The following is a 22,424-nucleotide window of genomic DNA, read 5'->3' on the forward strand; positions in this document are numbered from 1 at the left end:
TGCAAAAGACGGCAAAGCAAAAAGGGCAGTCTGATCCGATCAGCCTTGAGACAAAGGCGCTTGTAAATATGATTTTTGCTCGATTTATGGCGATATATGGACATAAATTCAAAAGTTGTTTTGAAACCCAAGATGAAATACGAATAGCTAAAAGGGAGTGGGCGTTAAGCCTTGCTTCTTTTTCAGAAGCCCAGTTAGTGGCAGCCGTTGATCGTTGTAAAGAAACACTTGCGTGGATGCCGACAGTTTCAGAGTTTTTGAATACTCTGGAAACAATTGGCGCAGGAGATGGTATTCCTGGTGTTAGGCAGGCTTATTTGGAAGCTTGTCGGTATGCTAACCAGCCAACGCAACATGCTTGGAGTCATCCCGTTGTTTATCATGCAGGCCGTGAAACTGAATGGTTTCGTATCCGTTCGGAAGAAGAGCGAGCTGTTTTCCCGGTGTTCTCCTACCATTATGAAATGGTTGCTCGTAGATTCCGAGAGGGGGAAGTGCTAGACCAACCACATGCTCAAGGGATTACAGATAACCGAGATGCAACTTTATACGCTTTCATTAAGCAATGGAGTCAATCTCAGTCTATCAGCGAAGAAAAGGCTTCTTCATTGTTGTATTACTTGACTAAGCCTGAAGGCTCTCGTGCTCGGGCCTCCTATCAAAAGAAAGCCGAACAGAAAATCAAAGGCGAAGGTTTAGATGTAACACTTCCTGAGAGTACAGATATTAAAGGTTAGTTTTTTGTTGTACTTTTAGTATCGCTCTCAAATGAAGCACCAAACATTTCACCGATAGCTTTTGCTAGGCTATCACTGCGCTCCGGGCTTCTGAAAGCTTGTAGAATGAGTACCCGCATCACTGGAATAAACATCAAATCTGCCAATATACGAGAAAATCCGGTTTGCCCTGCTTCAGATATGGCAAGTTTCTCAAGGTATAGGCTCAGAAGCTCTGGATATTGCAGTGATAAATTGCACCGAGTAGCGATGGCAACCAGCACCTCTGCTTTTTGTGCGTAGGGCGACCTCAGTGTGTTGTGAATTGTTGCTTTTTTGGCTTCTTCATTGTGGCTATTTGATAGGCCGCGTAATAAGGAAGCTAATAGGTTTACGTTACCGTTTTCTTGTTGTAAAAGTTGTTCTATGCGTTTTGATAGTGCTTGTGCGATACGGTGGTCTATCTCTATATGTTCAAGACAGGTGCAAAGGGCGCTAAGTGGTTCGGTTGGTAATTGTGGAATAGCATTCAGTAAATAAGCGCTATTGTTGCCCTCTTCTATACGAGCAGTTAAGTCTGCAATACCTTGATAACCAATTGAAGACCAATTCACCCACCCAATATCACCACTAAAGTATGTTTTTGTGTCGTTATAAAACTGGCTGGGAGGCTGGTTAATAATGACAGCAGACTGAGCATGAAACATTGCCATTTTTTCTTGGTCGGGAGTGAAAGAAAACGGGTTGTCTTTCAAGGCATCGTTGGTTTGGTCTAAGTTTTCTTTTTGTAACATCTGGCTAATGTTTTGCATTAAACGATTTAAAAAATCATCACGAACGGCTTGCACTAAAAAGCCTTGTTCGTCTAGTGGGAATTTCAAGAACCAAACAACGTTTTGTTGCTTATCTTTGGTGTTCCAAAGCATCAGTGCTAACCAAGCATGGTGCAGGTAAGGAGAGGGATAAGGGATCATTCCTTGTTCTAGTTTTTCAAATTGACCGCTGCTTATTTTTGAAATACGACGTCCCATATCAAAAATGCGAAATTGTGCTCCGCTATTGCGCAGGAGATCACTGATGCTATTGAATTGGGACATACAAGCCTCGTTAACGATGATATAAAAAAGCACTATTTTATCAGTAACTGAAAGATTGTTCAGCCGCCTAATAGTTTACTTTCTATGAGTTCTTGCTTGTCAGCAGGCATTTGGACTATGAGGACATCACCTGCCAATAGTTTTGTATTGCCAGTCGGTTTTTGTAGAGATGTTTGTTGGCGACGTATTAGCTTAATACTGGAGTGGTAGTGTTCTAGCTCTTGTGCAGCGATGGATTGGTTGCAGGCTGCACTATCATGAGATAGAAAAATCGGGTGTAGGATGGTATTAGGGGCGCCTTCATCATCCACTTTTTTTGAACGTGTTCCGTGATAATAGCCTTGCAACATTTGATAGCGTTCACTACGTACTTTGCGGATGCGCTCACGAATCTCTGGAGCAGGGATTTTTAGCATGGTTAATACATGAGAAACAAGCATTAAGCTTCCTTCTAATTTTTCAGGGATAACTTCGGTAGCACCAGCGTTTTGAAGTGCTTCCAGCATAGAGTCATCTCTTGTGCGTACTAGTATTGGCACATGTGTTAAATGATTCTGTAAGCTGTTTAGTGTTTTAAGTGCTTCCTCTTCCTCGGGGAAGGTAATAATAATCAGGTTGGCTCGATCTGCGCCAATTGATTTCATTATGTCATGGCGCTTAGCATCCCCGTAATAGATGCGCTCTCCAGCGGCAGCTGATTCCCTAACGCGAAGCGGGTCTGAATCTAAAATCACGTAGGGAATGTTAAGAGGCTTTAAAAAACGAGTGATAACTTGCCCAACACGGCCATATCCGCAAATAACAACATGGTTATTTAGTTCGTGTGTTTCCTGTTGAAGAGTATGCGTTAGCGTAAAGGGGTCAGGTGTTGATGGTAATTCCTGTGAATTCAAATAGTGTGATAATTTTCGCCCTAGAGTTATGAGCAGCGGGGTGCAAACCATACTGAGAATGATAGTAGAGGTGATCACAGAGTTGAGTTGTGAGCTAACCAGATGATAGCTCATGGCGAGTGTTAGTAGGGCAAAACCAAATTCGCCTCCTTGAGAAAGGCTTAACCCTGCCCTAAAAGCATTCTTTAGGTCTTTATGCAGTACAAAAGCTAGTCCAGTGGTGGTTAACGTTTTAAGCGTGAGTAAACTTGCTGTAATTAGGATTACCCAAAACCAGTTTTGTTGTAAGGCGACTAAGTTTAGTTGCATACCGACGGATACAAAAAACAACCCAAGGAGGAGGTCTCTAAAGGGGCGAATATCAGCTTCCAGTTGGTGTTTATAGCTACTCTCCCCAAGCATCATTCCTGCTAAAAAGCCTCCAAGAGCCATAGAAAGGCCCGCAGTATGAGTAAGCCATGCTGCGGTTAGTGCTGCGACCAATGCCATCATAACAAACAGCTCATCAGAGTGGGCTTTAGCTGCTTCGTGAAACAGTGTCGGTAGTAATGTTCTTCCTAGCAGAAGAAGAATTAATAGTAAGGCAATACCTTCAAGCAGCATGATCATTAGGCTTTGTGTGTCTATGCCTTGTTGACCACTAAGGGATGGCACAATAATAAGAAAGAAAACTGCAGCTAGATCTTGGAATAACAATATCCCAATAGAGATTTGGCCGTGGCCTGTATTTAGTTCATTGGCTTGTATTAGTTCGCGCGTCACGATGGCCGTTGAAGACAAGGCTAAAGCACCTGAAATGACAATGGCAGTTGCTAGAGGAATGTCTTGAAGTATGGCAATTAGTAAGATTAAAAGACTCGTACTTAAAACCTGTAGAAACCCCAGCCCAAATACTGTTTTTCGCATAGCAATCATGCGAGGTAATGAAAACTCTAACCCGAGCATAAATAACAGAAAAACTACGCCTAATTCACTGAGTAGGTGGATGGTGTCTGTATACCCGACGAGGTTTAGAGAATACGGGCCAACAACAACGCCTACCAACAAATACGAGAGTATCGGAGGCAGCTGTAAATAACGCAGGCATGTTATGGCAATGACTGCGCTGAGTAGAATAATTAAAAACTGCTCAAAAAAACTTTGGTCCATTGTTAATGGCCTTAGTCAGAAACGTAGAATCGTTACTTTCACTTATATCATGTACGTCATAAAAGCATAGCAAGAATTTAAAGCCGAAGCTTGTCGTCCCTAGTGAGGAAGCTTGATCGCTCAAGGGAAGCACTATGTTTCTCAACATAGATAGTCTTTTCTTTTTTATAGGAGGGCTAGGTACTATTTTTCATTAACCTAGATATCTGTCAGGCATATTGAAAGCGAAGTAATAAAAAAGGATAGGCACTCATTATGGACAAAGGAATAGGTATTGCAGGGATTATGCATGTCATGATAATTGCGAGGAAGAAACTAGCTGTAGCCTCTCCCGTAGATAGTAAATCATTACGAGCAATGCCAGAGCAGTTATATTCTTACTATACTAATGTCGTGCTTTTAACTAGTCGTGCTTGTGAGTTAGTTTTATCTTTAATTACATAAGAATGATTTATTTGATTTTTTCTGTTGGATCGATACGGATTGATAAAAAAAAGCTAAACTAAACAGTATATTAGTCTTAGGGACGTGTTAAGGAAATTGAAAGTAGGAATGGTCGCACTTTTTCGTTCAATGTTAGGTAGTTTAAGAGATTTACTGCCAATTATTCTTGTTATTGCCTTTTTTCAGCTACTTGTGCTGCAACAGCCCATACCTGACTTTTTAGGGTTGGTGATAGGTTTGTTGTGTGTCGTCTTGGGGCTGACATTCTTTATTTTTGGGTTGGAAATGGGATTGTTTCCGATCGGTGAAAGCATGGCTCATGCATTCGCCCGAAAAGGTAGTGTCTTTTGGTTGCTCGCTTTTGCTTTTTTATTGGGGTTTGGTACAACCATCGCCGAACCCGCGTTAATAGCGGTGGCCGCTGAGGCGGCTACTGTTGCTGCGGAAGGGGGGATGATAGCCATTGATAAAGCAGCACAAGAAAGCTATGCCTCGGGCCTGCGCCTAACCGTTGCGTTTTCTGTAGGCTTGGCGATTGTTTTGGGGGTGCTAAGAATTCTAAAAGGCTGGTCTATTCAGTGGATGATCATCGGTGGGTACCTTTTAGTTGTTATTATGACTATGCTGGCTCCCAAAGAAATCATTGGTATTGCCTATGATTCAGGAGGTGTTACAACCTCTACTATAACGGTGCCTTTGGTAACTGCTTTAGGGGTTGGATTAGCGTCTGCTATTGAGGGACGTAATCCTATGATAGATGGCTTTGGTTTGATCGCATTTGCCTCATTAACGCCGATGATTTTTGTGATGGCTTACGGCATGGTGATTTGATGTTGGGTTTATTGAATGAGTTTTGGGTTGTACTTCAATCAACCGTTAGGGATGTTATCCCTATTGCCGTGATACTGTTTGGTTTTCAATTTCTGGTTATTCGTAGGCGTATTCCTAATCTTAAAAAAGTCATTATTGGTTTTGTCTATGTACTAGTCGGCTTGGCTCTATTCTTGTTAGGGCTGGAAAAGGCTCTGTTTCCTATTGGTCGACTTATGGCTGAACAGCTGACAAATCCTGATTTTCTTCGCCAATGGGGGTCCTCTGTTGGTGATGTGCTGCACTGGAGCGATTATTACTGGGTATATATTTTTGCTTTTGCTATTGGTGCGAGTACTACAATAGCCGAGCCTTCACTCATTGCTGTTGCGATTAAAGCCAATGAAGTATCCGGTGGTGCAATTGGTGTATGGGGTTTACGTTTAGCTGTTGCTTTAGGCGTGGCTGTCGGCATTTCATTGGGGGCATGGCGAATCGTTACAGGTTACCCAATTCATTGGTTTATTATCAGTGGCTACATTGTTGTGGTGACACAAACTATGTTTGCGCCTAAGTTAATTATCCCGCTTGCTTATGACTCTGGTGGTGTAACTACCTCGACAGTTACAGTGCCGTTGGTGGCTGCGCTAGGTCTTGGCTTGGCTGAAACTGTACCGGGGCGCAGTGCTTTAATTGATGGTTTTGGTCTGATTGCTTTTGCTAGTTTGTTTCCTATTATTACCGTAATGGGTTACGCGCAAATGATTGAATGGATGGAAAAACGTGCTAAGAAAAGCGAGTCTGCCAGTTTGGCTGGCAGCAAGGAGTGAATAGATGCATTTCAAACTTTTGTTGGTGTTTGTAGAAGACAGTAAAACCGATACAGTGATGAAGGCTGCACGAGAAGCGGGAGCGACAGGGGCAACTATTATTAACAACGCCAGAGGAGAGGGGGTCGTTAAGACCAAGACTTTTTTTGGTTTGTCCTTAGAAACTCAGCGTGATGTATTGTTGTTTATTGTTGAGGAGCACCTAAGTCGTAAGATTTTAGAAACTATCTCAGACGTTGCTGGTTTTGATGAGGCCCCAGGGCGAGGAATCGCTATTCAACTAGACGTTGAAGATGCAGTAGGTGTGGCGCACCAAATAGAAGCATTGTCTGATGTGGTGGAGGAAGAGCTATGAGCCGCGAACATACCATTGTGCGCGTACGTGATGTAATGACCCAAGATTATGGAATGGTTGATGGGTTAACGACTATTCGTGAGGCTTTGGATATTTTCAAGGCCCGTAAGGCGTCTGTCTTAATTATTAATAAGCGCCACGATGACGATGAGTATGGTATTTTGCTTATCTCTGACATAGCTAAGCAGGTGGTAGCGAAAGACCGAGCTCCTGAACGAGTGAATGTTTATGAGGTGATGGCAAAGCCGGTTGTAGCTGTAGATCCGCAAATGGATGTGAAGTATTGCGCTAGGTTGTTTGAGAACTTCGGCTTATCTACTGCACCGGTCATTCAAGATGGGGCTGTCATGGGTGTTGTTAGTTACAATGAAATTGTATTGGAAGGTTTGCGCTTGTAATTATACAAGCAGTGACTTGCCGATATGAACTTTGAAAGTTACAGCAGACTCTGGTTCTCTGCTGTAACTATTCTCGTTCTAATGAGCAGTACGTAAACAGTTATCTAGTTGTAAAATTAAACCAAGCAAGGTTGTTGTATCTTGCTCGGCACGCTTGAATGCCTCTTCGGCCATCGAAAACATATCACTATTGTTAGGTAGTGGGACTTTAGACTGGGCCATGCTTTCTAGCTTTGGCAGCATTATCCATTGTATCCATTCGCAAAATGTTAGCGTATCAACACAAAAAGGCTGGGTACTGCTAAGGGCTTCATCAGCCGGGGGCGTAGACTGCCATAATTTCTTAAGTGCCATTTCGCTTGAAATGGCATTAAGAATGTTTAAGAGTTCGTCATGTTGATCTTTCATGACTGACTTCTTGCAGCTTTCATTGTGTCAGTAATCATGAAAGCAAGTTCTAGTGCTTGCTCTCCATTAAGTCGAGGGTCACAGAAAGTGTCATATTGATGCGCTAAACCTTCTTCAGTAATCTTAAATGCACCACCGATACATTCAGTAACGTTATTGCCCGTCATCTCTAAGTGAACACCACCTGCGTGTGTTCCTTCGGCACGATGAACTGCAAAGAAGCCTTGGATTTCTTCCAGAATAGCGTCAACACTGCGGGTTTTGTAACCGCTAGTCGCTGTCATGGTATTTCCATGCATTGGATCAGAGCTCCATACTACATGGCGCCCTTCACTTTTGACTGTTCTTACTAAAGGCGCCAGTTTATCGGTAATTTGTTTGGCGCCCATCCGAGCAATCAGTGTTATGCGCCCAGGCAAGTTGTTGGGGTTTAGTATGTCTAACAGCTGGATGAGGTCATCTGGTGCTGTGGTTGGACCTACTTTGATACCAATTGGATTTTGTACACCGCGTAGAAACTCAACATGAGCATGATCGGCTTGGCGTGTTCTGTCACCAATCCAGAGCATGTGAGCAGAACAGTCATACCAATCTTGGCTTATGCTGTCTTGGCGAGTAAGCGCTTGCTCGTAGCCTAGTAATAACGCCTCATGAGAGGTATAAACCGCCGTTTCATTGATCTGCGAAGTGTTCTCTGCATGAATGCCACACGCCTCCATGAAGGCGAGAGTTTGATCAATTTGGTCGGCCATGTGTTGGTATTTTTCACCCAATGGGCTTTTTGCTACAAAGCCAAGGTTCCAGCGGTGTACCTGGTGCAAATCAGCAAAGCCGCCTTGAGCAAAAGCACGTAGAAGATTAAGCGTGGCTGCTGATTGATTGTATGCTTTTAATAGACGCTCTGGATCTGGGATGCGTGCTTCGGGTGTGAAGGCGTTATCATTGATGATGTCGCCGCGGTAAGTAGGCAATGTAATGCCATCTTTTGTCTCAACATCAGAAGAGCGAGGTTTGGCAAATTGTCCTGCCATACGTCCTACTTTAATCACAGGAACACTGCCTGCAAATGTCATGACGACAGCCATTTGTAATAAGACTTTAAATGTATCGCGAATTTTATTGGCATTAAACTCGGTAAAGGTTTCGGCACAATCACCGCCTTGAAGTAAAAAGGCTTTACCTTGTGATACCTGTTCGAGTTTTTTGTGTAATGAGCGGATTTCGCCCGCAAACACCAAGGGAGGAAAGTCTGCCAACTGTTGTTCTACAAGACGAACCTTGTTGGCGTCTGCGTAGGTTGGTTGTTGTACAATGGGTTTGTTTCTCCAGCTGCTTGGGGTCCAGATAGTCATGGTGATCCGTCTATATCATCAGGGTTTATAAGAGCAACACAGTGTAAGGAATCATCACTAATAAACAAGTGTTGAAGTCATGAAATGTGTTTGAGAAGAGTTGATAGTGCCTGTAGTAAGGGTTTAAGCAGGTATAAAGCTCATTTCTAGCGCTGCTATGGTGTAACCTTTGGGTCATTTTAAGCAAATTAATCATCATAAAATTGCAACGAGGGTAATGGTATGTCGAGAGAAGATTATGAAAATGGGTTAAAGGTCCGTACAGAAGTGATGGGTGAGGAGTTCGTTCAGCGTGCTATCGACAATACAACCGAGCTAACGCAGCCTGTTCAGGATTGGATAAATGAGCATGCTTGGGGATCTACTTGGCAGCGCGATGGCTTGCCTCGAAGTACTCGCTCTCTGGTTACTATTGGTATGCTGGCTGCGCTTAAGGCACCGGCAGAATTGAAAGGGCATGTTCGAGGCGCGCTGAATAATGGTTGCACACCGAAAGAGATCCAAGAAGTGTTATTGCACTCCATTGTGTATTGCGGTGCACCGGCAGCTCAAGAAGCATTTAGAGCAGCTAAAGAAGCGCTAGATGAATATGAAGCGAGTAATAAATAAATTGTTAAGTGGTCTGTTGTTCAATAACTCTGTGTACTGATTACAGAGTTATTGATGTGTGATGGCAGATATAAACAAAGCTTATCTACGCCGACTTTATACCTGTTAGTGTGCTAAAGGAGACCTCTTTAGCGGTGCTTAAGAAGTCGACCATAAATTCAGCGTTTTTTTGGTCTTTGCGAATAGCGGCATAAAGTGTGCACCAAACGCCTTTTTCTCCTAGAGGTCTTGCTACCACATATTCACGCTGTAAATATTCATGTAGTGCCCAGTTAGGCAGTGCGGCAACCCCTCGTCCACTGGCTACTAACTGGAGAATCATTAGCGTAAGCTCAGCAGTGCGAATAGCGTGGGGCTCAACAGAAGCCGGTTCAAGAAAGCGAGTAAATAGGTCAAGTCGGTTTTGGTCGACGGGATAAGTAATGACAGTTTCGTGTGCTAAATCTTGTGCTTGTATGAACTTGCGTGAAATTAATTTGTGGCGTTTGCTGAGTGCTAAAACAGACTCGTAGCTAAAAAGAGGAATGTAAGTAATACCATTTCGTTCTTCGGGATCGGAGGTTATAACTAAATCTAAATCGCCTCGAGCTAGTGCGGGTAATGGCTGAAAAGTGAAGCCGCTAGATAAATCCATTTCTACTTCGGGCCAATTTTGGCGAAAACGATCAATGGTAGGCATTAGCCAGTCAAAGCAGCTATGGCAGTCAATACTAATGTTTAATCGTCCTGTTTCACCTCCGGCAAGGCGGGCTATATCCCTTTCTGAGTTACGTATCATTGGCAGAACATCGTCAGCTAGTGTTAGTAGTCGTTGTCCTGCAGAGGTGAAACAAATTGGTTTTGTTTTGCGTATGAATAACGAACAATTAAGCCGGTCTTCCAAATCTTTAATCTGGTGGGATAGGGCTGATTGTGTAAGGTGAACGCGTTCGGCTGCTTCGACTAAGCTGCCAGCATCCCTTAAGGCTGAAAGTGTTTTGAGATGTCTTAATTCAATCATGCATCAGTCCTGAAATAGAGCTGTATGAAATACCAGATATTCACAGTGTAGACGGAAAAGGGGGGGGACGGCCAATCTTAGTGTCGATCGGCCGTTTACTCTTATTTTACTAACAAGAACTCTATGAGTGCCTTTTGGGCGTGTAATCTGTTTTCTGCTTCATTAAAAACGACAGATCTTGGGTCATCCATCATCTCATGGCTGACTTCTTCACCTCTATGTGCAGGAAGGCAGTGCATGAATATAGCGTCTTGGTGTGCCATATCCATTAGCGTTTGGTTTACTTGGTAGCCTTCGAAGCTTTTAAGACGGGCTTCTTGCTCATCTTCTTGTCCCATGGATGCCCAAACGTCAGTAACTAAAAGATGTGAACCTTTCACTGCTTCTTTCGGATCTCTGAATATGTTCACTCTATCATGGTGCTTTGATACAAGGGCTGGATCAGGATCAAACCCTTCTGGGCATGCAATGTTTAATGTAAAGTCTAACAGTGCAGCAGCGTTAATATAGGAGTGGCACATATTATTGCCGTCGCCAATCCATGTCACCGTTTTGCCTTTGATGTCGCCGCGGTGTTCAAAGAAGCACTGCATGTCAGCCAAAAGCTGACAAGGGTGGTAATCATCCGTTAGTGCGTTGATAACAGGCACTGTTGAGTGCTTAGCAAAAGTTTCGATAATGTCATGACCGAATGTACGGATCATCACTATATCGACCATGCTAGAAATCACACGTGCAGAATCTTCAATGGGCTCTCCGCGGCCTAACTGAGTATCACGAGAAGATAGGAACATTGCATGGCCGCCCAGTTGGGACATGCCGGCTTCAAAAGAGACGCGGGTGCGGGTCGAGGACTTCTCAAAAATCATTGCCATGACTTTGTTGTTAAGAGGCGAGTAGACTTCACCTCTATTACGAATGGCTTTAAGTTCTATGGCGCGCTTAATAATCTGTTTTAGCTCTTCAGAAGAAAGGTCCTGAAGTGTTAAAAAATGTCTTGTATTCATATACCGTAATGCCGCCTAAGCGGCTTTCCAAGTTGAAATAATGCAGTAGTTAGCTTCTAGGCTTAGAGCGTTCGTCAGCGGCATAAATTTTGATTAGCTTAGAAAGCGTGTTAACCATCAGGTCAGCTTCTGTGTCGGTCATTACCAATGGTGGTAATAGGCGAACAACATGACCGCCACCTGTGATATTGAGAAGGATGCCTTTAACTTTAGCTAATATGCCAAGTTCTGTGCCAGCTTCGTTAAGCTCAATAGCAATCATTAGGCCCTTGCCGCGAATTTCCTTAATATAATTCGTGCCACCTAGTTGCTCTTCAAAGCCATCGAGGATTCGTTTTCCTAGTGTTGCTGCACGTTCACATAAATTTTCATTCATGATCGTGTCAGTTACAGCTAAACCAACAGCGCAAGCAAGTGGAGAGCCGCCAAAGGTTGATCCATGGGAGCCTGGCACGAAAGTGCTAGCAGCACGACCTTTTGCAAGACATGCACCGATAGGGAAACCGTTTCCTAGGCCTTTTGCAGTGGTAACAACATCAGGGATGATATAGGTGTGCTGATAAGCAAAATAACGACCTGTTCGACCATTGCCGGTTTGTACTTCATCCAGCATGAGAAGCCAGTCATTGTCGTCACAAATAGCCCTTAATTCAACGAGGTAGTCGTCAGCGGGAACTTGAACACCGCCTTCACCTAAGATAGGTTCTACTAGGATGGCGACAACATCTTTATTGTTAGCGGCTATAGCGCGAATAGCCTCTACATCGTCAAATGGTGCGCGGACAAACCCATTAAGAAGAGGTTCAAAGCCTGCTTGGGCTGCCCGGTTTCCAGTAGCACTCAGTGTTGCAACAGTGCGGCCATGAAAAGAGTTTTCCATAACAATGATGGAAGGTTTGTCGACCCCTTTAGCATGACCAAATTTGCGAGCTATTTTGATAGCCGCTTCATTTGCTTCAGCACCTGAATTGCTAAAGAAGACTTTATCCATCCCTGAAATGTTAGTAAGGCGTGAAGCAAGCTCTTCTTGTAAAGGTATTTTGTATAAATTAGAAGTATGGATTAGCTGGCCAGCCTGCTCGCAAATTGCATGTGTGACAGCAGGATGTGCATGCCCAAGTCCGCAGACGGCTATACCAGAAAGAGCATCGAGGTATTTGTTGCCGTCAGTATCAAACAGCCAGCAGCCTTCTCCGCGTTCAAAACTGACGGAGAGTCGATTGTAAGTATTCATTAAAGGCTGTTGCGCCATATTATTTTCTCCCTACAACGAAAAAAGGCAGCCATGGCTGCCATTTAAAGAACATCATTCTATTGATAGTAGTCTTTTTTCGCAACTATGAAGGATCATCAACTTGAAATCCTTTGAGGTAAACACCATAAAAGGTCTAATAGTAGAAAAAAGCGGCAGGTTGTGTGTTGTTTTTTTTGATGCCTTACCCGAGTAATATGGTTGGGTATGTGGTAAAATTTTTCTAATTTATTATGATAAGTCTCAAATAACATCAGTGTCTTCAGAAGGTAGCCAGATGAGCGTAATTGATACCATTAAAGAACAGATCGATAGCAATGCAATCCTGTTATATATGAAGGGAACCCCTCGCTTCCCTCAGTGCGGATTCTCATCAAAATCATCAGAAGCGCTGATGGCATGCGGAGAGAAATTTGCATTTGTAAATATTTTGGAAAACCAAGAGATTCGTTCTGAGTTACCAAAATATGCGAATTGGCCTACTTTTCCTCAGCTGTGGATTAACGGTGAGCTAGTAGGTGGATGCGATATTATTTGTGAGCTGGCTGAGTCAGGTGAACTAGATACTCTAGTGAAAGCTGCTGCTGAAGCTGATGATAGCGCAGCAAGCGAGTAAGAATTTTTAAGGTAGTCATTTTGCTATCCTTATTTTTGAATATTAAACCGGACGATATCGGAGAGAACAATGGGCGTACTTGTAGGAAAACAGGCTCCTGACTTTACTGCTGCTGCAGTACTGGGTAATGGTGAGATTGTAGATGGTTTCAATCTTAAAGAAGCAATCAATGGAAAATGTGGTTTGCTATTCTTTTACCCACTGGATTTCACTTTCGTTTGTCCTTCAGAGTTGATCGCACTTGATCACCGTATGGGCGCGTTCACAGAGCGTGGCGTTGAAGTTATCGGTGTTTCAATCGACTCTCAGTTCACGCATAACGCATGGCGCAACACACCTATCAACGATGGCGGGATTGGTCCTGTTAAGTATACGTTGGTAGCTGACGTTAAGCATGAAATCTGTAAAGCGTACGATGTTGAGCATGATGCTGGTGTTGCATTTCGTGGCGTTTTCTTGATCGATAAAGAAGGTAATGTTCGTTCGCAGATCGTTAATGACCTGCCATTAGGACGTAACATGGATGAGTTGATCCGTTTAGTTGATGCGTTGCAGTTCCATGAAGAGCACGGTGAAGTTTGCCCTGCTGGTTGGAATAAAGGCGATAAAGGTATGAATGCTTCTCCAGATGGTGTTGCTGCATACCTAACAGCAGAGTCTGATAAGCTGTAATAAATTAGAGGCAATAAAAAACCCGCGCTGTTAAAGCGGCGGGTTTTTTTATGTCTAGATTTTGTGTTTTGCTCTAGTCAATGGCAGACATCAATTTCGAGGTTGTTATTCGTTAAGCTAGTCGTCGTGATCTTGTAAAGCTAATACCATGTCCCAGCCGCCAAGGTCTTTCCAGCGATTAACAATTCCGCAGAATAGCTCAGCTGTTTTTTCTGTGTCATACAATGCTGAATGCGCTAGTTTTCCATCAAAAGGAATGCCGGCAACATCGCATGCTTTAGCTAAAACAGTTTGGCCGTAGGCAAGCCCTGATAACGCTGCTGTATCAAATGTTGAAAAGGGGTGGAAAGGGTTGCGTTTCATGTCTACTCGAGAAGCCGCTGCACTAACAAAGCCATGATCAAAAGAAGCATTATGGCCGACTAATATCGCTCGCTTACACCCATGTGCTTTTACCGCACGTCGAATAGGCTTGAATATCTGTTCCATCGCTTGGATTTCAGGTATTGATTCTCTGTTAGGGTCGTAAGGGTCTATACCTGTGAAGTCTAAAGCTGCTTGCTCTAGATTGGCGCCTTCAAAAGGCTCAACTTCAGCAACAAAACTTTGATCAATGATCAGGTATCCTTGCTCGTCCATTGTCAGAGTTACTGCAGCAATTTCCAGTAATGCATCAGTGCGAGCATTAAAGCCAGCTGTTTCTACGTCGATAACCACAGGTAGATAACCGCGAAAGCGCTCAGACATTAACTGAGAGATTGTATTATTACTCAAAAGGTATCCTTAATAATGACTGCTTGAAATGTTCTTTCATTCGAGACATTCTAGCAGCCAGAATTGATGTTAGCCAAACAGAAGTGTCCCATATTCGTATTAGAGCTTATAGTTGTTCTTTGGCTGTTGGAAGTTTTCTCTTAAATTGTTGTCCGGATTATGAAACTAAGAATTAAGCTGTTCTTTTTGATCGTGTTTATGTTACCTCTGCATGCAGTGCATGCGGTAACCTTTATGGTGGCTATTGATCAGTCGACATGGGATGTGGAAACGTCGCAATTTTCATGTCGATTGGAACAGGTCATTCCTTCTTATGGTGTTGCTCGATTTTTTCATGAAGCGGGTGAAAAAGCTGTTTTTCAGCTTTTGCCTACTCAAAAGGGTAGTTTGTCTGGGAAAGTTAAATTGGTTGCAGAGGCTTCTGCTTGGCAGCCGGGTGTGTCACCTGAACTTATCGGTGTAGTAAATGTGAAAGCAAGTGACCGTCTTGTGAGTGTTAAGTCTGATTATGCTGGGGAGATGTTGGTGTCCCTGTATCGTGGGATGTCGCCGACGTTCACAATGACTGGTTGGATGGGTTCAAACGAAGTGCTGCGTGTAGGGTTGTCAGCAGCTAACTTTCAGAAATCCTATAATAACTATATTGAATGTGTAGATCAGTTGCTGCCTGTAAATTATCGACAAGTGGCAAGAACCGCCGTACTTTTTCCGCCAGCACAATGGCGCCTTTCTGACTCAACGAAAGATCGCTTGAATCTTATCATAGAGTATATAAAAGCAGACGATCGAGTGGCGTCTGTTTATGTAGATGGCCATTCTGACAATGGTGGGCGAAGGCTTTTAAACCGCGACTTATCAAAACAAAGAGCTGAAGAAGTAACACGTTATTTTGTTGCTCAAGGTATTGATGAAAAAGTGCTTACTACTCGATACCACGGTGAGCGCTACCCGGTTGTTGCAAATACATCGGCAAAGAACCGTGCTCGAAATCGACGCGTGACGATTCGTCTTGAGCGTTAATCATGGATGTGTTTCTTCTGCTTAAGAGCTGCTACAATATCGCGCTTTGAAAAGTCTATTCTCATAGTTGTGGTTGTGCACAACTGTTATTCAGTGGAGCTCTTTGTTGATGTCCGATATTAAAAAAGTAGTACTGGCTTATTCTGGTGGATTGGATACATCGGTTATTGTCCGCTGGTTGCAGGAAACGTATAACTGTGAAGTGGTTACATTTACAGCAGACTTGGGGCAAGGCGAAGAAGTTGAACCTGCTCGTGCTAAGGCTGAAGCGCTGGGTGTGAAAGAGATCTATATTGATGATCTGCGCGAAGAATTTGTACGTGATTTTGTTTTCCCAATGTTCCGTGCTAACACTGTTTATGAAGGTGAATACCTGTTAGGTACCTCAATCGCTAGGCCTCTTATTTCTAAACGCTTAATTGAAATTGCCAATGAGACCGGTGCTGATGCTATTTCTCACGGTGCTACAGGTAAAGGTAATGATCAGGTACGTTTCGAGTTGGGTGCCTATGCACTGAAGCCTGGTGTAACTGTTATCGCTCCTTGGCGCGAATGGGATCTGACGTCGCGTGAAACACTGATGGCGTATTGTGAAGAGCATGATATTCCTGTTGATTTCTCAACGAACAAGAAAAAATCACCTTATTCAATGGATGCCAATCTGCTTCATATCTCTTATGAAGGTGGCGTTCTAGAAGAGCCGTGGGCTGAAGCTGAAGACGACATGTGGCGTTGGTCTGTTTCTCCAGAAGCTGCACCAGATAAGCCAACATATATTGAGTTGACTTATACTAACGGCGATATTACAGCAATTGATGGTGAAGAGCTTTCTCCAGCAACCGTACTAGAAAATCTGAATACAATCGGTGGCGCAAATGGCATTGGCCGTTTGGATATCGTAGAAAACCGCTTTGTGGGTATGAAAGCGCGTGGTTGTTACGAAACACCGGGTGGCACGATTATGCTGAAAGCGCATCGTGCTATTGAGTCTATTACGTTGGATCGTGAAGCTGCACACTTAAAAGATGAATTAATGCCTCGATATGCTAAGTTGATCTATAATGGCTTCTGGTGGTCAGAAGAGCGTAAGATGCTTCAGCAGATGATCGACTATAGCCAGCGTAATGTGAACGGCGATGTTCGTCTGAAACTTTATAAAGGTAATGTAGTTGTTGTTGGTCGTCGTTCTGATGATAGCTTGTTTGATGAGAGCATTGCTACATTTGAAGATGATGCAGGCTCGTATGATCAGAAAGATGCTGAAGGCTTCATTAAATTGAATGCACTTCGTATGCGTATCGCTGCTGGTAAAGGTCGTAACTTGCTTGAGGATTGATTTCTAAAAGTAAAATATGAAAAAAACCCGCTCAATAGCGGGTTTTTTTGTATAAAAAGCGTTTTTCTAATAGGCTGATTTATATTGGTTTATGTTTTTTAAAGATGCGAGTTAATGTCAAACAGCCGTTTCGGAAAATCAGTTCTGATTGTCGACTATAAGCTTGATGAATTATCTGGGCTGAGAGATATCGTGTCGGGCTTGGGTTTTGAGCAGGTAGAAGGGGCTGCATCTGTTAATATGGCGGTTAGCTACCTGCGTGAGCAGGCGTTTGATATTGTTCTTGTTGCTTATGATATGGGGAAAGCTGAGAAGAATGGCCTGCAACTGGTGCAGGAAGCTTTTGCTGAACGATTACGTCTTTTCCAAACACGCTTTTTACTGATTATTGACTCTACTTCATCATCTCTGCTCGTAGGTTCGCTTGAAAGTGCGCCTGATGCTTATATCACCCGTCCATATGATCGTGCGAAAATTCAAAACCTGTTAGAAAAATTGCAACGTGTCAAAAAAGTTGTGTATCGCGTAGAAGAGGCGATGGACAAAGAAGAATGGGGGATGGCGCTTGATTATTGTGCGCGCTTAATTGACGTATACCCCGGTATTAGAGTTTACCTAGAGCGTCTACAAGGTGTTTGCTTATTGGAGTCGAAGCGTTACCAGGATGCTGAAAAGCTGTTTAGTCAACTCGTTGTTTCTCGTAAACAGGTGTGGGCGCAAGTCGGGCAGGGCATGTCGTTTTATTTTCTGGGGCGCCATACTGATGCTATTAAAATTTTACAGCAAGTTGTAGATCAGCAGCATATTTCGGTTGAAGCTTTTTCTTGGCTGGCGAGAAGTATGCAGGTATGCGGCGATGTATCACAATCAATCACCTTAATGCGTAAAGCTGTGATGCTACAACCCACGGTGCCTCAGTTGCAGTCAGAAATGGGTAATTTGGCAGCCTACGCTGAAGAATGGCCGTTGGCTATTGAGGCGTTTCGTGCGGTATTGAAATATTCACGTTATTCGGTGTTTCAGCATCCTGATCATTATTTTTCGTTAGTGCGCTGTCTTATAGCCCAATACCAAGTAAAAGCTGATAAGAAGGAAGAGCTTGAGCTTGAAGCGATTAGAGCAATGGAAGATGTGAGTAGGGACTTCTCCGATGATATGTCCGTGCAATTTAGGGCCCATCTTGTGCTCGCAGAGTTGAGAAAAGTGCTGGGGAACGAGGAGTTAGAGGAAGCAGAAATTCGCCAAGCAATGGAGTTGTTCAAGCAAATGTCTATTGCTGACCAGTGGCGCTGGTTGGATTGGGTTGTAGATGCTACTGACGGTATGTCTTTTTCTGATGAAGTGAGGCTGATCAGGGCTCAGTTGCTACAAGCAAAAGAAACACCTGCTTGGGTTACTTTTATGAAGGCAGGGTTGCAAAAATATAAAAATAAAGACCTAGCGGGTGCTAATGGTTTATTTCGCCAGGCAGATAAAGAACGCGAAGGAAGTGTTGCATTGGTTCTTAATTTGACCCAGGTTACGCTCGAAATAAAGCCTAAAGCAGGCAGTGATCTTTCACTTCAGGATTGGGTAGACTGTTTACTGCGCTTGAATCAATTGAATTTCGGTGCTTTTTCAATAAAACAACACAAGCGGTTTAAGGTGCTTTTACAGCGTTATTCTGAGATTCAGATGAGAATTGAAGCGCGTTAAATCCAAGAGTCATCATCAGATAAAATGGATGTGTTCTCTCTGTCGTCTTGTTCGTCATCATCCTGGTTAATCAGCTTTCGTGCTAGCTTGCGTGTTAGTAGTTTTCTTTGGGCAGCATCGGGTAGATCAGTGAAGGTGATGAGGTTTCGTGACACCATAAGTTCTACCAAATCTTCAACGATACGGGCAATGCCTGTATCTGAATTGTCTAGATAAGCATCTGGAGTCATTTCGCCGTCGTTGAGTGATAGAAAAGCTAAAACGTCAGGGTTTTTTAGATCGACGGCTTCAGCGCCTTCTTGCAAAGTTTCTGATAAGCCTGTAATGCGACCTTCTGAGTTACGTAGTGCATATAACATAAACCATTCTTCTTTCAGTTACTTAGATACATGCTAGTATGTAGGCTTTCGTAGATATTGGTCAAGATAATGGATGCAGTGCAAGACCCACTTCTTAATTGTTTAGTGCATTTGACCCAGCAGAACCACCGCCCTATGTCGGCTGATGTTCTCCGCGAAGGGTTGCCGCTTATTGATTATAAGCTGACTCCCAAGCTCTTTGTGAGAGCGGCTAAAAGAGCGGGTTTTTCCTCCAGGATCGTCAAGCGAAAGTTATCCGGCATTTCGCCGCTTACCTTGCCGGTTGTTTTATTACTTAATGATGACCAAGCCTGTATTTTTCAAGAAATTGATACTGAAACAGGTGAGGCCGTCATTATCCAGCCAGAAAGTGGCGGGGCTCACCGATTGTCCTTGGATGATTTAGAAAGCAATTACTCCGGCCATGCTATTTTTGTACGATTAGAATACCGCTTCACTGAACGAGTTTCTCGAGTGTTAGATCAACAAGAGGGACATTGGTTCTGGGGAACTATTTGGCGGTCTGCAAAAATTTACAGAGACGTATTGATCGCATCGTTTTTGATAAATTTATTTGTTCTGGCGAACCCTTTATTTGTAATGAATGTTTATGACCGGGTGGTTCCAAACAGCGCCATAGAAACCTTATGGGTGCTTGCGATAGGTGTTTTTATCGTTTACTTGTTTGATTTTGGTCTGAAAATGTTACGTGCTTACTTTATTGAGTTGGCCGGAAAGAAAACCGATATTTTATTATCTTCCATGCTTTTTGAAAAAGTAATGTCATTACAATATGCCGTAATGCCTCGCTCGGTAGGGGCATTTTCAAATAATTTGCGTGAATTTGAAAGTATTCGAGGCTTCTTAAGCTCTACGACTAACTCTATTTTGATTGATCTTCCTTTTGCTGTGATCTTTCTTATCGTTATTGGCATGATCGGCGGTCCGTTAGTGATTGTTCCGCTCGTGGGTGTTCCCATTATTGTTATCTATTCATTGTTTATCACAGGCAAGCTTAAAATTGCTGTAGAAAAAACTTTTGCCTCCTCTGCGGAGAAGAATTCAACATTGGTTGAGTGTTTAACTGCTATGGAGACGGTAAAAACACAACGTGCAGCTTCTTCTTTGCAGCTTCGCTGGGAGCAAGCTGTCGGGTATATTGCCAAATGGGGTATGCATGCAAAAATGTTATCAAATTCGGTAATGAATTTTGCAGGATTAGTCACACAGCTTTGCTCTGTTTCTTTGGTTGTTTATGGTGTTTACCTTATTGCTGAGCGTGAATTGTCCATGGGCGCTCTAATCGCGTGTGTGATTTTGACTGGGCGTGTGCTTCAGCCTATGGCGCAAGTAGCAAGTTTAATAACTAATTTTCACCAGTCTCGTACTGCACTTGAAACACTCGATAGTATTATGCAGCTCCCTGATGAGAGGGATAAAGATCGACAGTTTGTGCACCGACCAACGTTAACAGGGAAAATTGAATTTAAAGACGTGCATTTTAAATACCCTGGCGCTGAGCAGGTGTCCCTTGAAAAAGCTTCGTTTAAACTTAATCCAGGTGAAAAAGTTGCACTTATTGGTCGTATTGGTTCGGGGAAAACAACTATAGAGAAGTTGATTATGGGGCTTTATAAGCCTGATAGTGGCTCTATTCGTTTGGATGACATAGATCTGAATCAGATTGACCCTGTTGATCTACGCCGGCACATAGGTTATGTCCCGCAAGACATCATGCTTTTCGACGGAACAGTAAGAGATAATATAGTAATGGGCTCTCCTGAAGTAGGAGACGAGGTGTTGTTAGAGGTTGCTTCATTAGCGGGTGTGGACAGTTTCGTACATCGGCACCCTTTAGGCTTTGACTTGCCTGTAGGGGAGCGTGGGGCGGCATTGTCAGGAGGGCAGCGTCAGGCGGTTGCTATAGCGCGAGCATTAATACATAAACCTTCCATTCTTATTTTAGATGAGCCGACTAATTCAATGGATAACGCTTCGGAGGAATATATCCGGGGGCAGTTGGAGTTATATGGCAAAGGTCGGTCAGTCATTTTGGTGACCCATAAAATGTCACTGTTGTCGCTAGTTGACAGGATTATTGTAATGGACGGCGGCTTAGTAGTGGCTGATGGCCCTAAAGCAGTGGTTTTGGACGCTCTTAAGCAGGGACGTCTGCACATTCAGCGTTAAGGAAATGTTATGAATCAGAAATTATCTACGGATGATTTGTTATATATGCCCAGTGTTAGTGAAGCGATGCTGGAGCAAACGCCTAAAGGAGCTCGCATGCTTCTTTGGAGCATGGTTGTTTTTGTGATAATCGCTATTGCTTGGGCTAACTGGGCTACGTTGGATGAAATAAGTAGAGGGGAAGGGGAAATTATTCCTTCTAAGCAGCTACAAGTAGTGCAGAACCTAGAGGGGGGGATTATTTCTGATATCTTAGTCTCAGAGGGTGATCTTGTAGAAAAAGGGCAAGTGCTTTTACGTATTGATGACACAAGGTTTGCGAGTTCATTTAAAGAGAATAAAGTGCGTGAACTAGAGTTGCTTGCGAAGGCGGCAAGATTAAAAGCTGAAGCGGCTGGCGAGCCTTTTGTGATTCCTGATGACTTTCCTCTGGAGTATAAGGCTCTAATTGTGCAAGAGCAGACATTGCATGTGGCGCGTAATAATGAACTAAAAGCAACATTGGATATTTTAGAGCAGCAGGTGGCTCAAAAACGTCAAGAATTACGTCAAGCTGAGTCAAAGAAAACGCAGCTTTCGCGTAGTTATGGGTTGTTAAATAAAGAAGTTAAAATCACACAGCCTCTCGTTAGTGAGGGCGTTATTTCCGAAGTTGAGTTTTTGCGTTTAAGACGTCAAGTTAACGATCTAAGAGGTGAGTTAGACGGGGTTCGTCTCAGTATTCCTCGTATTAAATCTTCGTTGAGCGAAACGAAGCAAAAGCTCGCTGAAGCTGAGTTGCAATTTATCAGTGTCGCTCGAGCCGAGCTTAACGAGGTTTTATCAGAAGGGTCGCGCTTGAAAGAAGCTCTGAATGGTATGCAAGACAAAATAACGCGTACAGAAGTGCGTGCGCCGGTAAAGGGAACGGTTAAGCAGCTATTAGTAAATACAATAGAAGGGGTTATTCAACCCGGTGATGAGCTTATTAATATTATACCGTGGGAAGATACGTTATTGGTTGAAGCTAAACTAAAGCCCTCCGATATTGCTCAAGTTAATGCAGGGCAAAGAGCCGTGATTAAAGTATCTGCTTATGATTTTAGTATATACGGTGGTGTCGATGCAGAAGTTAGCTTTGTTTCTCCGAGTACGGTATTAGATGAAGAAGGTATGCCGCATTATATTGTTCGCTTAAAAACAGATAAACCGTATATAGGTAAAGAAAAGGCACTCTTGCCTCTTATCAGCGGAATGACAGTGAGCGTTGATATTATGACAGGTAAAAAAACAGTAATGGATTACTTGTTGAAACCAATACTTAAAGGAAAAAATCGAGCATTAACCGAACGTTAAGCTTGTTATGTTTCGCAGTGCTTTGTTTCATAATAGCCATTTAAATTCTGTGTGATTGTGGTGAATATCATTTTTTAAGCTATCCTTTTTTGATATTTGAGTTAATG

At 43.2% G+C, this 22,424-nt stretch carries 23 protein-coding genes; 14 read left to right on the forward strand and 9 right to left on the reverse strand.

What is annotated here, in order from left to right:
- Positions 1-68: 68 nt before the first annotated feature.
- Entirely contained in the window at positions 69-737 is a 669-nt protein-coding gene (locus tag QZZ55_RS03315) for a replication protein P (protein ID WP_293265287.1), read from the forward strand.
- On the opposite strand, the gene QZZ55_RS03320 is transcribed toward QZZ55_RS03315, so the two are convergent.
- Both QZZ55_RS03320 and QZZ55_RS03325 read right to left on the reverse strand, forming a co-directional pair.
- Positions 734-1,813 (reverse strand): DUF3549 family protein, encoded by a 1,080-nt coding sequence (locus QZZ55_RS03320; protein WP_293265289.1) that lies wholly within the window; start codon positions 1,811-1,813, stop codon positions 734-736. The genes QZZ55_RS03315 and QZZ55_RS03320 overlap by 4 nt on opposite strands.
- Before the next feature lie 59 nt (positions 1,814-1,872).
- The gene (locus QZZ55_RS03325) at positions 1,873-3,855 is read right to left on the reverse strand and encodes a monovalent cation:proton antiporter family protein (protein WP_293265291.1); all 1,983 of its coding nucleotides are present in this window, start codon (positions 3,853-3,855) and stop codon (positions 1,873-1,875) included.
- Positions 3,856-4,110: 255 nt separating this feature from the next.
- On the opposite strand from QZZ55_RS03325, the gene QZZ55_RS03330 reads away from it, so the two are divergent.
- From QZZ55_RS03330 to QZZ55_RS03350, 5 genes are all read left to right on the forward strand, one after another.
- A complete protein-coding gene (locus QZZ55_RS03330) occupies positions 4,111-4,299 on the forward strand; it encodes a hypothetical protein (protein WP_293265293.1) in 189 nt (62 codons plus the stop codon).
- A 108-nt stretch (positions 4,300-4,407) separates the two neighbouring features.
- Positions 4,408-5,130, forward strand: a complete 723-nt coding sequence (locus QZZ55_RS03335) for a DUF1538 domain-containing protein (RefSeq protein ID WP_293265295.1) — start codon at positions 4,408-4,410, stop codon at positions 5,128-5,130.
- Positions 5,130-5,939 (forward strand): DUF1538 domain-containing protein, encoded by an 810-nt coding sequence (locus tag QZZ55_RS03340; RefSeq protein ID WP_293265297.1) that lies wholly within the window; start codon positions 5,130-5,132, stop codon positions 5,937-5,939. The genes QZZ55_RS03335 and QZZ55_RS03340 overlap by 1 nt, the downstream gene beginning before the upstream one ends.
- Positions 5,940-5,943: 4 nt before the next feature.
- Positions 5,944-6,294, forward strand: a complete 351-nt coding sequence (locus QZZ55_RS03345) for a P-II family nitrogen regulator (protein WP_293265299.1) — start codon at positions 5,944-5,946, stop codon at positions 6,292-6,294.
- Positions 6,291-6,692 (forward strand): CBS domain-containing protein, encoded by a 402-nt coding sequence (locus tag QZZ55_RS03350; RefSeq protein WP_293265301.1) that lies wholly within the window; start codon positions 6,291-6,293, stop codon positions 6,690-6,692. The genes QZZ55_RS03345 and QZZ55_RS03350 overlap by 4 nt, the downstream gene beginning before the upstream one ends.
- Before the next feature lie 78 nt (positions 6,693-6,770).
- Here QZZ55_RS03350 and QZZ55_RS03355 read toward each other — a convergent pair whose 3' ends face one another.
- The gene (locus tag QZZ55_RS03355; protein WP_293265303.1) at positions 6,771-7,100 is read right to left on the reverse strand and encodes a YqcC family protein; all 330 of its coding nucleotides are present in this window, start codon (positions 7,098-7,100) and stop codon (positions 6,771-6,773) included.
- The gene (locus tag QZZ55_RS03360; protein ID WP_293265305.1) at positions 7,097-8,452 is read right to left on the reverse strand and encodes a class II 3-deoxy-7-phosphoheptulonate synthase; all 1,356 of its coding nucleotides are present in this window, start codon (positions 8,450-8,452) and stop codon (positions 7,097-7,099) included. Before QZZ55_RS03360 ends, QZZ55_RS03355 begins: the two co-directional genes overlap by 4 nt.
- A gap of 222 nt (positions 8,453-8,674) precedes the next feature.
- Between QZZ55_RS03360 and QZZ55_RS03365 the strand changes: the two genes are divergently transcribed.
- Positions 8,675-9,061 (forward strand): carboxymuconolactone decarboxylase family protein, encoded by a 387-nt coding sequence (locus tag QZZ55_RS03365; RefSeq protein ID WP_293265307.1) that lies wholly within the window; start codon positions 8,675-8,677, stop codon positions 9,059-9,061.
- 85 nt (positions 9,062-9,146) lie between these two features.
- Here QZZ55_RS03365 and QZZ55_RS03370 read toward each other — a convergent pair whose 3' ends face one another.
- From QZZ55_RS03370 to QZZ55_RS03380, 3 genes are all read right to left on the reverse strand, one after another.
- Positions 9,147-10,061 carry a LysR family transcriptional regulator gene (locus QZZ55_RS03370; protein WP_293265309.1) on the reverse strand — a complete coding sequence of 305 codons (915 nt, stop codon included), beginning with the start codon at positions 10,059-10,061 and terminating at the stop codon, positions 9,147-9,149.
- Positions 10,062-10,162: 101 nt separating this feature from the next.
- Positions 10,163-11,068, reverse strand: coding sequence for an ornithine carbamoyltransferase (gene argF, locus QZZ55_RS03375; protein WP_293265311.1), 906 nt, complete (start codon positions 11,066-11,068; stop codon positions 10,163-10,165).
- 49 nt (positions 11,069-11,117) lie between these two features.
- A complete protein-coding gene (locus QZZ55_RS03380; protein ID WP_293265313.1) occupies positions 11,118-12,320 on the reverse strand; it encodes an aspartate aminotransferase family protein in 1,203 nt (400 codons plus the stop codon).
- Positions 12,321-12,597: 277 nt separating this feature from the next.
- Here QZZ55_RS03380 and grxD point away from each other — a divergent pair, with 277 nt between their 5' ends.
- Positions 12,598-12,936 (forward strand): Grx4 family monothiol glutaredoxin, encoded by a 339-nt coding sequence (gene grxD / locus QZZ55_RS03385; RefSeq protein WP_293265315.1) that lies wholly within the window; start codon positions 12,598-12,600, stop codon positions 12,934-12,936.
- 69 nt (positions 12,937-13,005) lie between these two features.
- Positions 13,006-13,608 carry a peroxiredoxin C gene (locus QZZ55_RS03390; RefSeq protein WP_293265318.1) on the forward strand — a complete coding sequence of 201 codons (603 nt, stop codon included), beginning with the start codon at positions 13,006-13,008 and terminating at the stop codon, positions 13,606-13,608.
- A gap of 117 nt (positions 13,609-13,725) precedes the next feature.
- On the opposite strand, the gene rnt is transcribed toward QZZ55_RS03390, so the two are convergent.
- Positions 13,726-14,355, reverse strand: coding sequence for a ribonuclease T (gene rnt / locus QZZ55_RS03395; RefSeq protein WP_028471436.1), 630 nt, complete (start codon positions 14,353-14,355; stop codon positions 13,726-13,728).
- A gap of 186 nt (positions 14,356-14,541) precedes the next feature.
- On the opposite strand from rnt, the gene QZZ55_RS03400 reads away from it, so the two are divergent.
- The 3 genes from QZZ55_RS03400 (at position 14,542) to QZZ55_RS03410 (ending at position 18,433) form a co-directional block, all read left to right on the forward strand.
- On the forward strand, positions 14,542-15,402 hold the full coding sequence (locus tag QZZ55_RS03400; protein WP_293265320.1) for an OmpA family protein: 861 nt from the start codon (positions 14,542-14,544) through the stop codon (positions 15,400-15,402).
- 109 nt (positions 15,403-15,511) lie between these two features.
- On the forward strand, positions 15,512-16,738 hold the full coding sequence (locus tag QZZ55_RS03405; protein WP_293265322.1) for an argininosuccinate synthase: 1,227 nt from the start codon (positions 15,512-15,514) through the stop codon (positions 16,736-16,738).
- Between the two features lie 114 nt (positions 16,739-16,852).
- Positions 16,853-18,433, forward strand: a complete 1,581-nt coding sequence (locus QZZ55_RS03410; protein ID WP_293265324.1) for a tetratricopeptide repeat protein — start codon at positions 16,853-16,855, stop codon at positions 18,431-18,433.
- On the opposite strand, the gene QZZ55_RS03415 is transcribed toward QZZ55_RS03410, so the two are convergent.
- Positions 18,430-18,792: a hypothetical protein gene (locus tag QZZ55_RS03415; protein WP_293265326.1), complete on the reverse strand. Its 363-nt coding sequence runs from the start codon at positions 18,790-18,792 to the stop codon at positions 18,430-18,432. The genes QZZ55_RS03410 and QZZ55_RS03415 overlap by 4 nt on opposite strands.
- Positions 18,793-18,861: 69 nt before the next feature.
- On the opposite strand from QZZ55_RS03415, the gene QZZ55_RS03420 reads away from it, so the two are divergent.
- Positions 18,862-20,982, forward strand: coding sequence for a type I secretion system permease/ATPase (locus QZZ55_RS03420; RefSeq protein WP_293265328.1), 2,121 nt, complete (start codon positions 18,862-18,864; stop codon positions 20,980-20,982).
- 9 nt (positions 20,983-20,991) lie between these two features.
- Positions 20,992-22,317: an HlyD family type I secretion periplasmic adaptor subunit gene (locus tag QZZ55_RS03425; protein WP_293265330.1), complete on the forward strand. Its 1,326-nt coding sequence runs from the start codon at positions 20,992-20,994 to the stop codon at positions 22,315-22,317.
- The last annotated feature ends 107 nt before the right edge of the window (positions 22,318-22,424 follow it).

It is taken from the genome of Neptunomonas sp., from assembly GCF_016744175.1.
In the GTDB taxonomy this organism is placed as follows: domain Bacteria; phylum Pseudomonadota; class Gammaproteobacteria; order Pseudomonadales; family Balneatricaceae; genus Neptunomonas.

Bases quoted from the DNA above. Each gene is read 5' to 3' on its own strand.
- QZZ55_RS03315 (WP_293265287.1), top strand. From the start codon at position 69: ATGATTTTTGCTCGATTTATGGCGATATATGGACATAAATTCAAAAGT.
- QZZ55_RS03320 (WP_293265289.1), bottom strand. From the start codon at position 1,813: ATGTCCCAATTCAATAGCATCAGTGATCTCCTGCGCAATAGCGGAGCA.
- QZZ55_RS03325 (WP_293265291.1), bottom strand. From the start codon at position 3,855: ATGGACCAAAGTTTTTTTGAGCAGTTTTTAATTATTCTACTCAGCGCA.
- QZZ55_RS03330 (WP_293265293.1), top strand. From the start codon at position 4,111: ATGGACAAAGGAATAGGTATTGCAGGGATTATGCATGTCATGATAATT.
- QZZ55_RS03335 (WP_293265295.1), top strand. From the start codon at position 4,408: ATGGTCGCACTTTTTCGTTCAATGTTAGGTAGTTTAAGAGATTTACTG.
- QZZ55_RS03340 (WP_293265297.1), top strand. From the start codon at position 5,130: ATGTTGGGTTTATTGAATGAGTTTTGGGTTGTACTTCAATCAACCGTT.
- QZZ55_RS03345 (WP_293265299.1), top strand. From the start codon at position 5,944: ATGCATTTCAAACTTTTGTTGGTGTTTGTAGAAGACAGTAAAACCGAT.
- QZZ55_RS03350 (WP_293265301.1), top strand. From the start codon at position 6,291: ATGAGCCGCGAACATACCATTGTGCGCGTACGTGATGTAATGACCCAA.
- QZZ55_RS03355 (WP_293265303.1), bottom strand. From the start codon at position 7,100: ATGAAAGATCAACATGACGAACTCTTAAACATTCTTAATGCCATTTCA.
- QZZ55_RS03360 (WP_293265305.1), bottom strand. From the start codon at position 8,452: ATGACTATCTGGACCCCAAGCAGCTGGAGAAACAAACCCATTGTACAA.
- QZZ55_RS03365 (WP_293265307.1), top strand. From the start codon at position 8,675: ATGTCGAGAGAAGATTATGAAAATGGGTTAAAGGTCCGTACAGAAGTG.
- QZZ55_RS03370 (WP_293265309.1), bottom strand. From the start codon at position 10,061: ATGATTGAATTAAGACATCTCAAAACACTTTCAGCCTTAAGGGATGCT.
- argF (WP_293265311.1), bottom strand. From the start codon at position 11,068: ATGAATACAAGACATTTTTTAACACTTCAGGACCTTTCTTCTGAAGAG.
- QZZ55_RS03380 (WP_293265313.1), bottom strand. From the start codon at position 12,320: ATGGCGCAACAGCCTTTAATGAATACTTACAATCGACTCTCCGTCAGT.
- grxD (WP_293265315.1), top strand. From the start codon at position 12,598: ATGAGCGTAATTGATACCATTAAAGAACAGATCGATAGCAATGCAATC.
- QZZ55_RS03390 (WP_293265318.1), top strand. From the start codon at position 13,006: ATGGGCGTACTTGTAGGAAAACAGGCTCCTGACTTTACTGCTGCTGCA.
- rnt (WP_028471436.1), bottom strand. From the start codon at position 14,355: ATGTCTGAGCGCTTTCGCGGTTATCTACCTGTGGTTATCGACGTAGAA.
- QZZ55_RS03400 (WP_293265320.1), top strand. From the start codon at position 14,542: ATGAAACTAAGAATTAAGCTGTTCTTTTTGATCGTGTTTATGTTACCT.
- QZZ55_RS03405 (WP_293265322.1), top strand. From the start codon at position 15,512: ATGTCCGATATTAAAAAAGTAGTACTGGCTTATTCTGGTGGATTGGAT.
- QZZ55_RS03410 (WP_293265324.1), top strand. From the start codon at position 16,853: ATGTCAAACAGCCGTTTCGGAAAATCAGTTCTGATTGTCGACTATAAG.
- QZZ55_RS03415 (WP_293265326.1), bottom strand. From the start codon at position 18,792: ATGTTATATGCACTACGTAACTCAGAAGGTCGCATTACAGGCTTATCA.
- QZZ55_RS03420 (WP_293265328.1), top strand. From the start codon at position 18,862: ATGGATGCAGTGCAAGACCCACTTCTTAATTGTTTAGTGCATTTGACC.
- QZZ55_RS03425 (WP_293265330.1), top strand. From the start codon at position 20,992: ATGAATCAGAAATTATCTACGGATGATTTGTTATATATGCCCAGTGTT.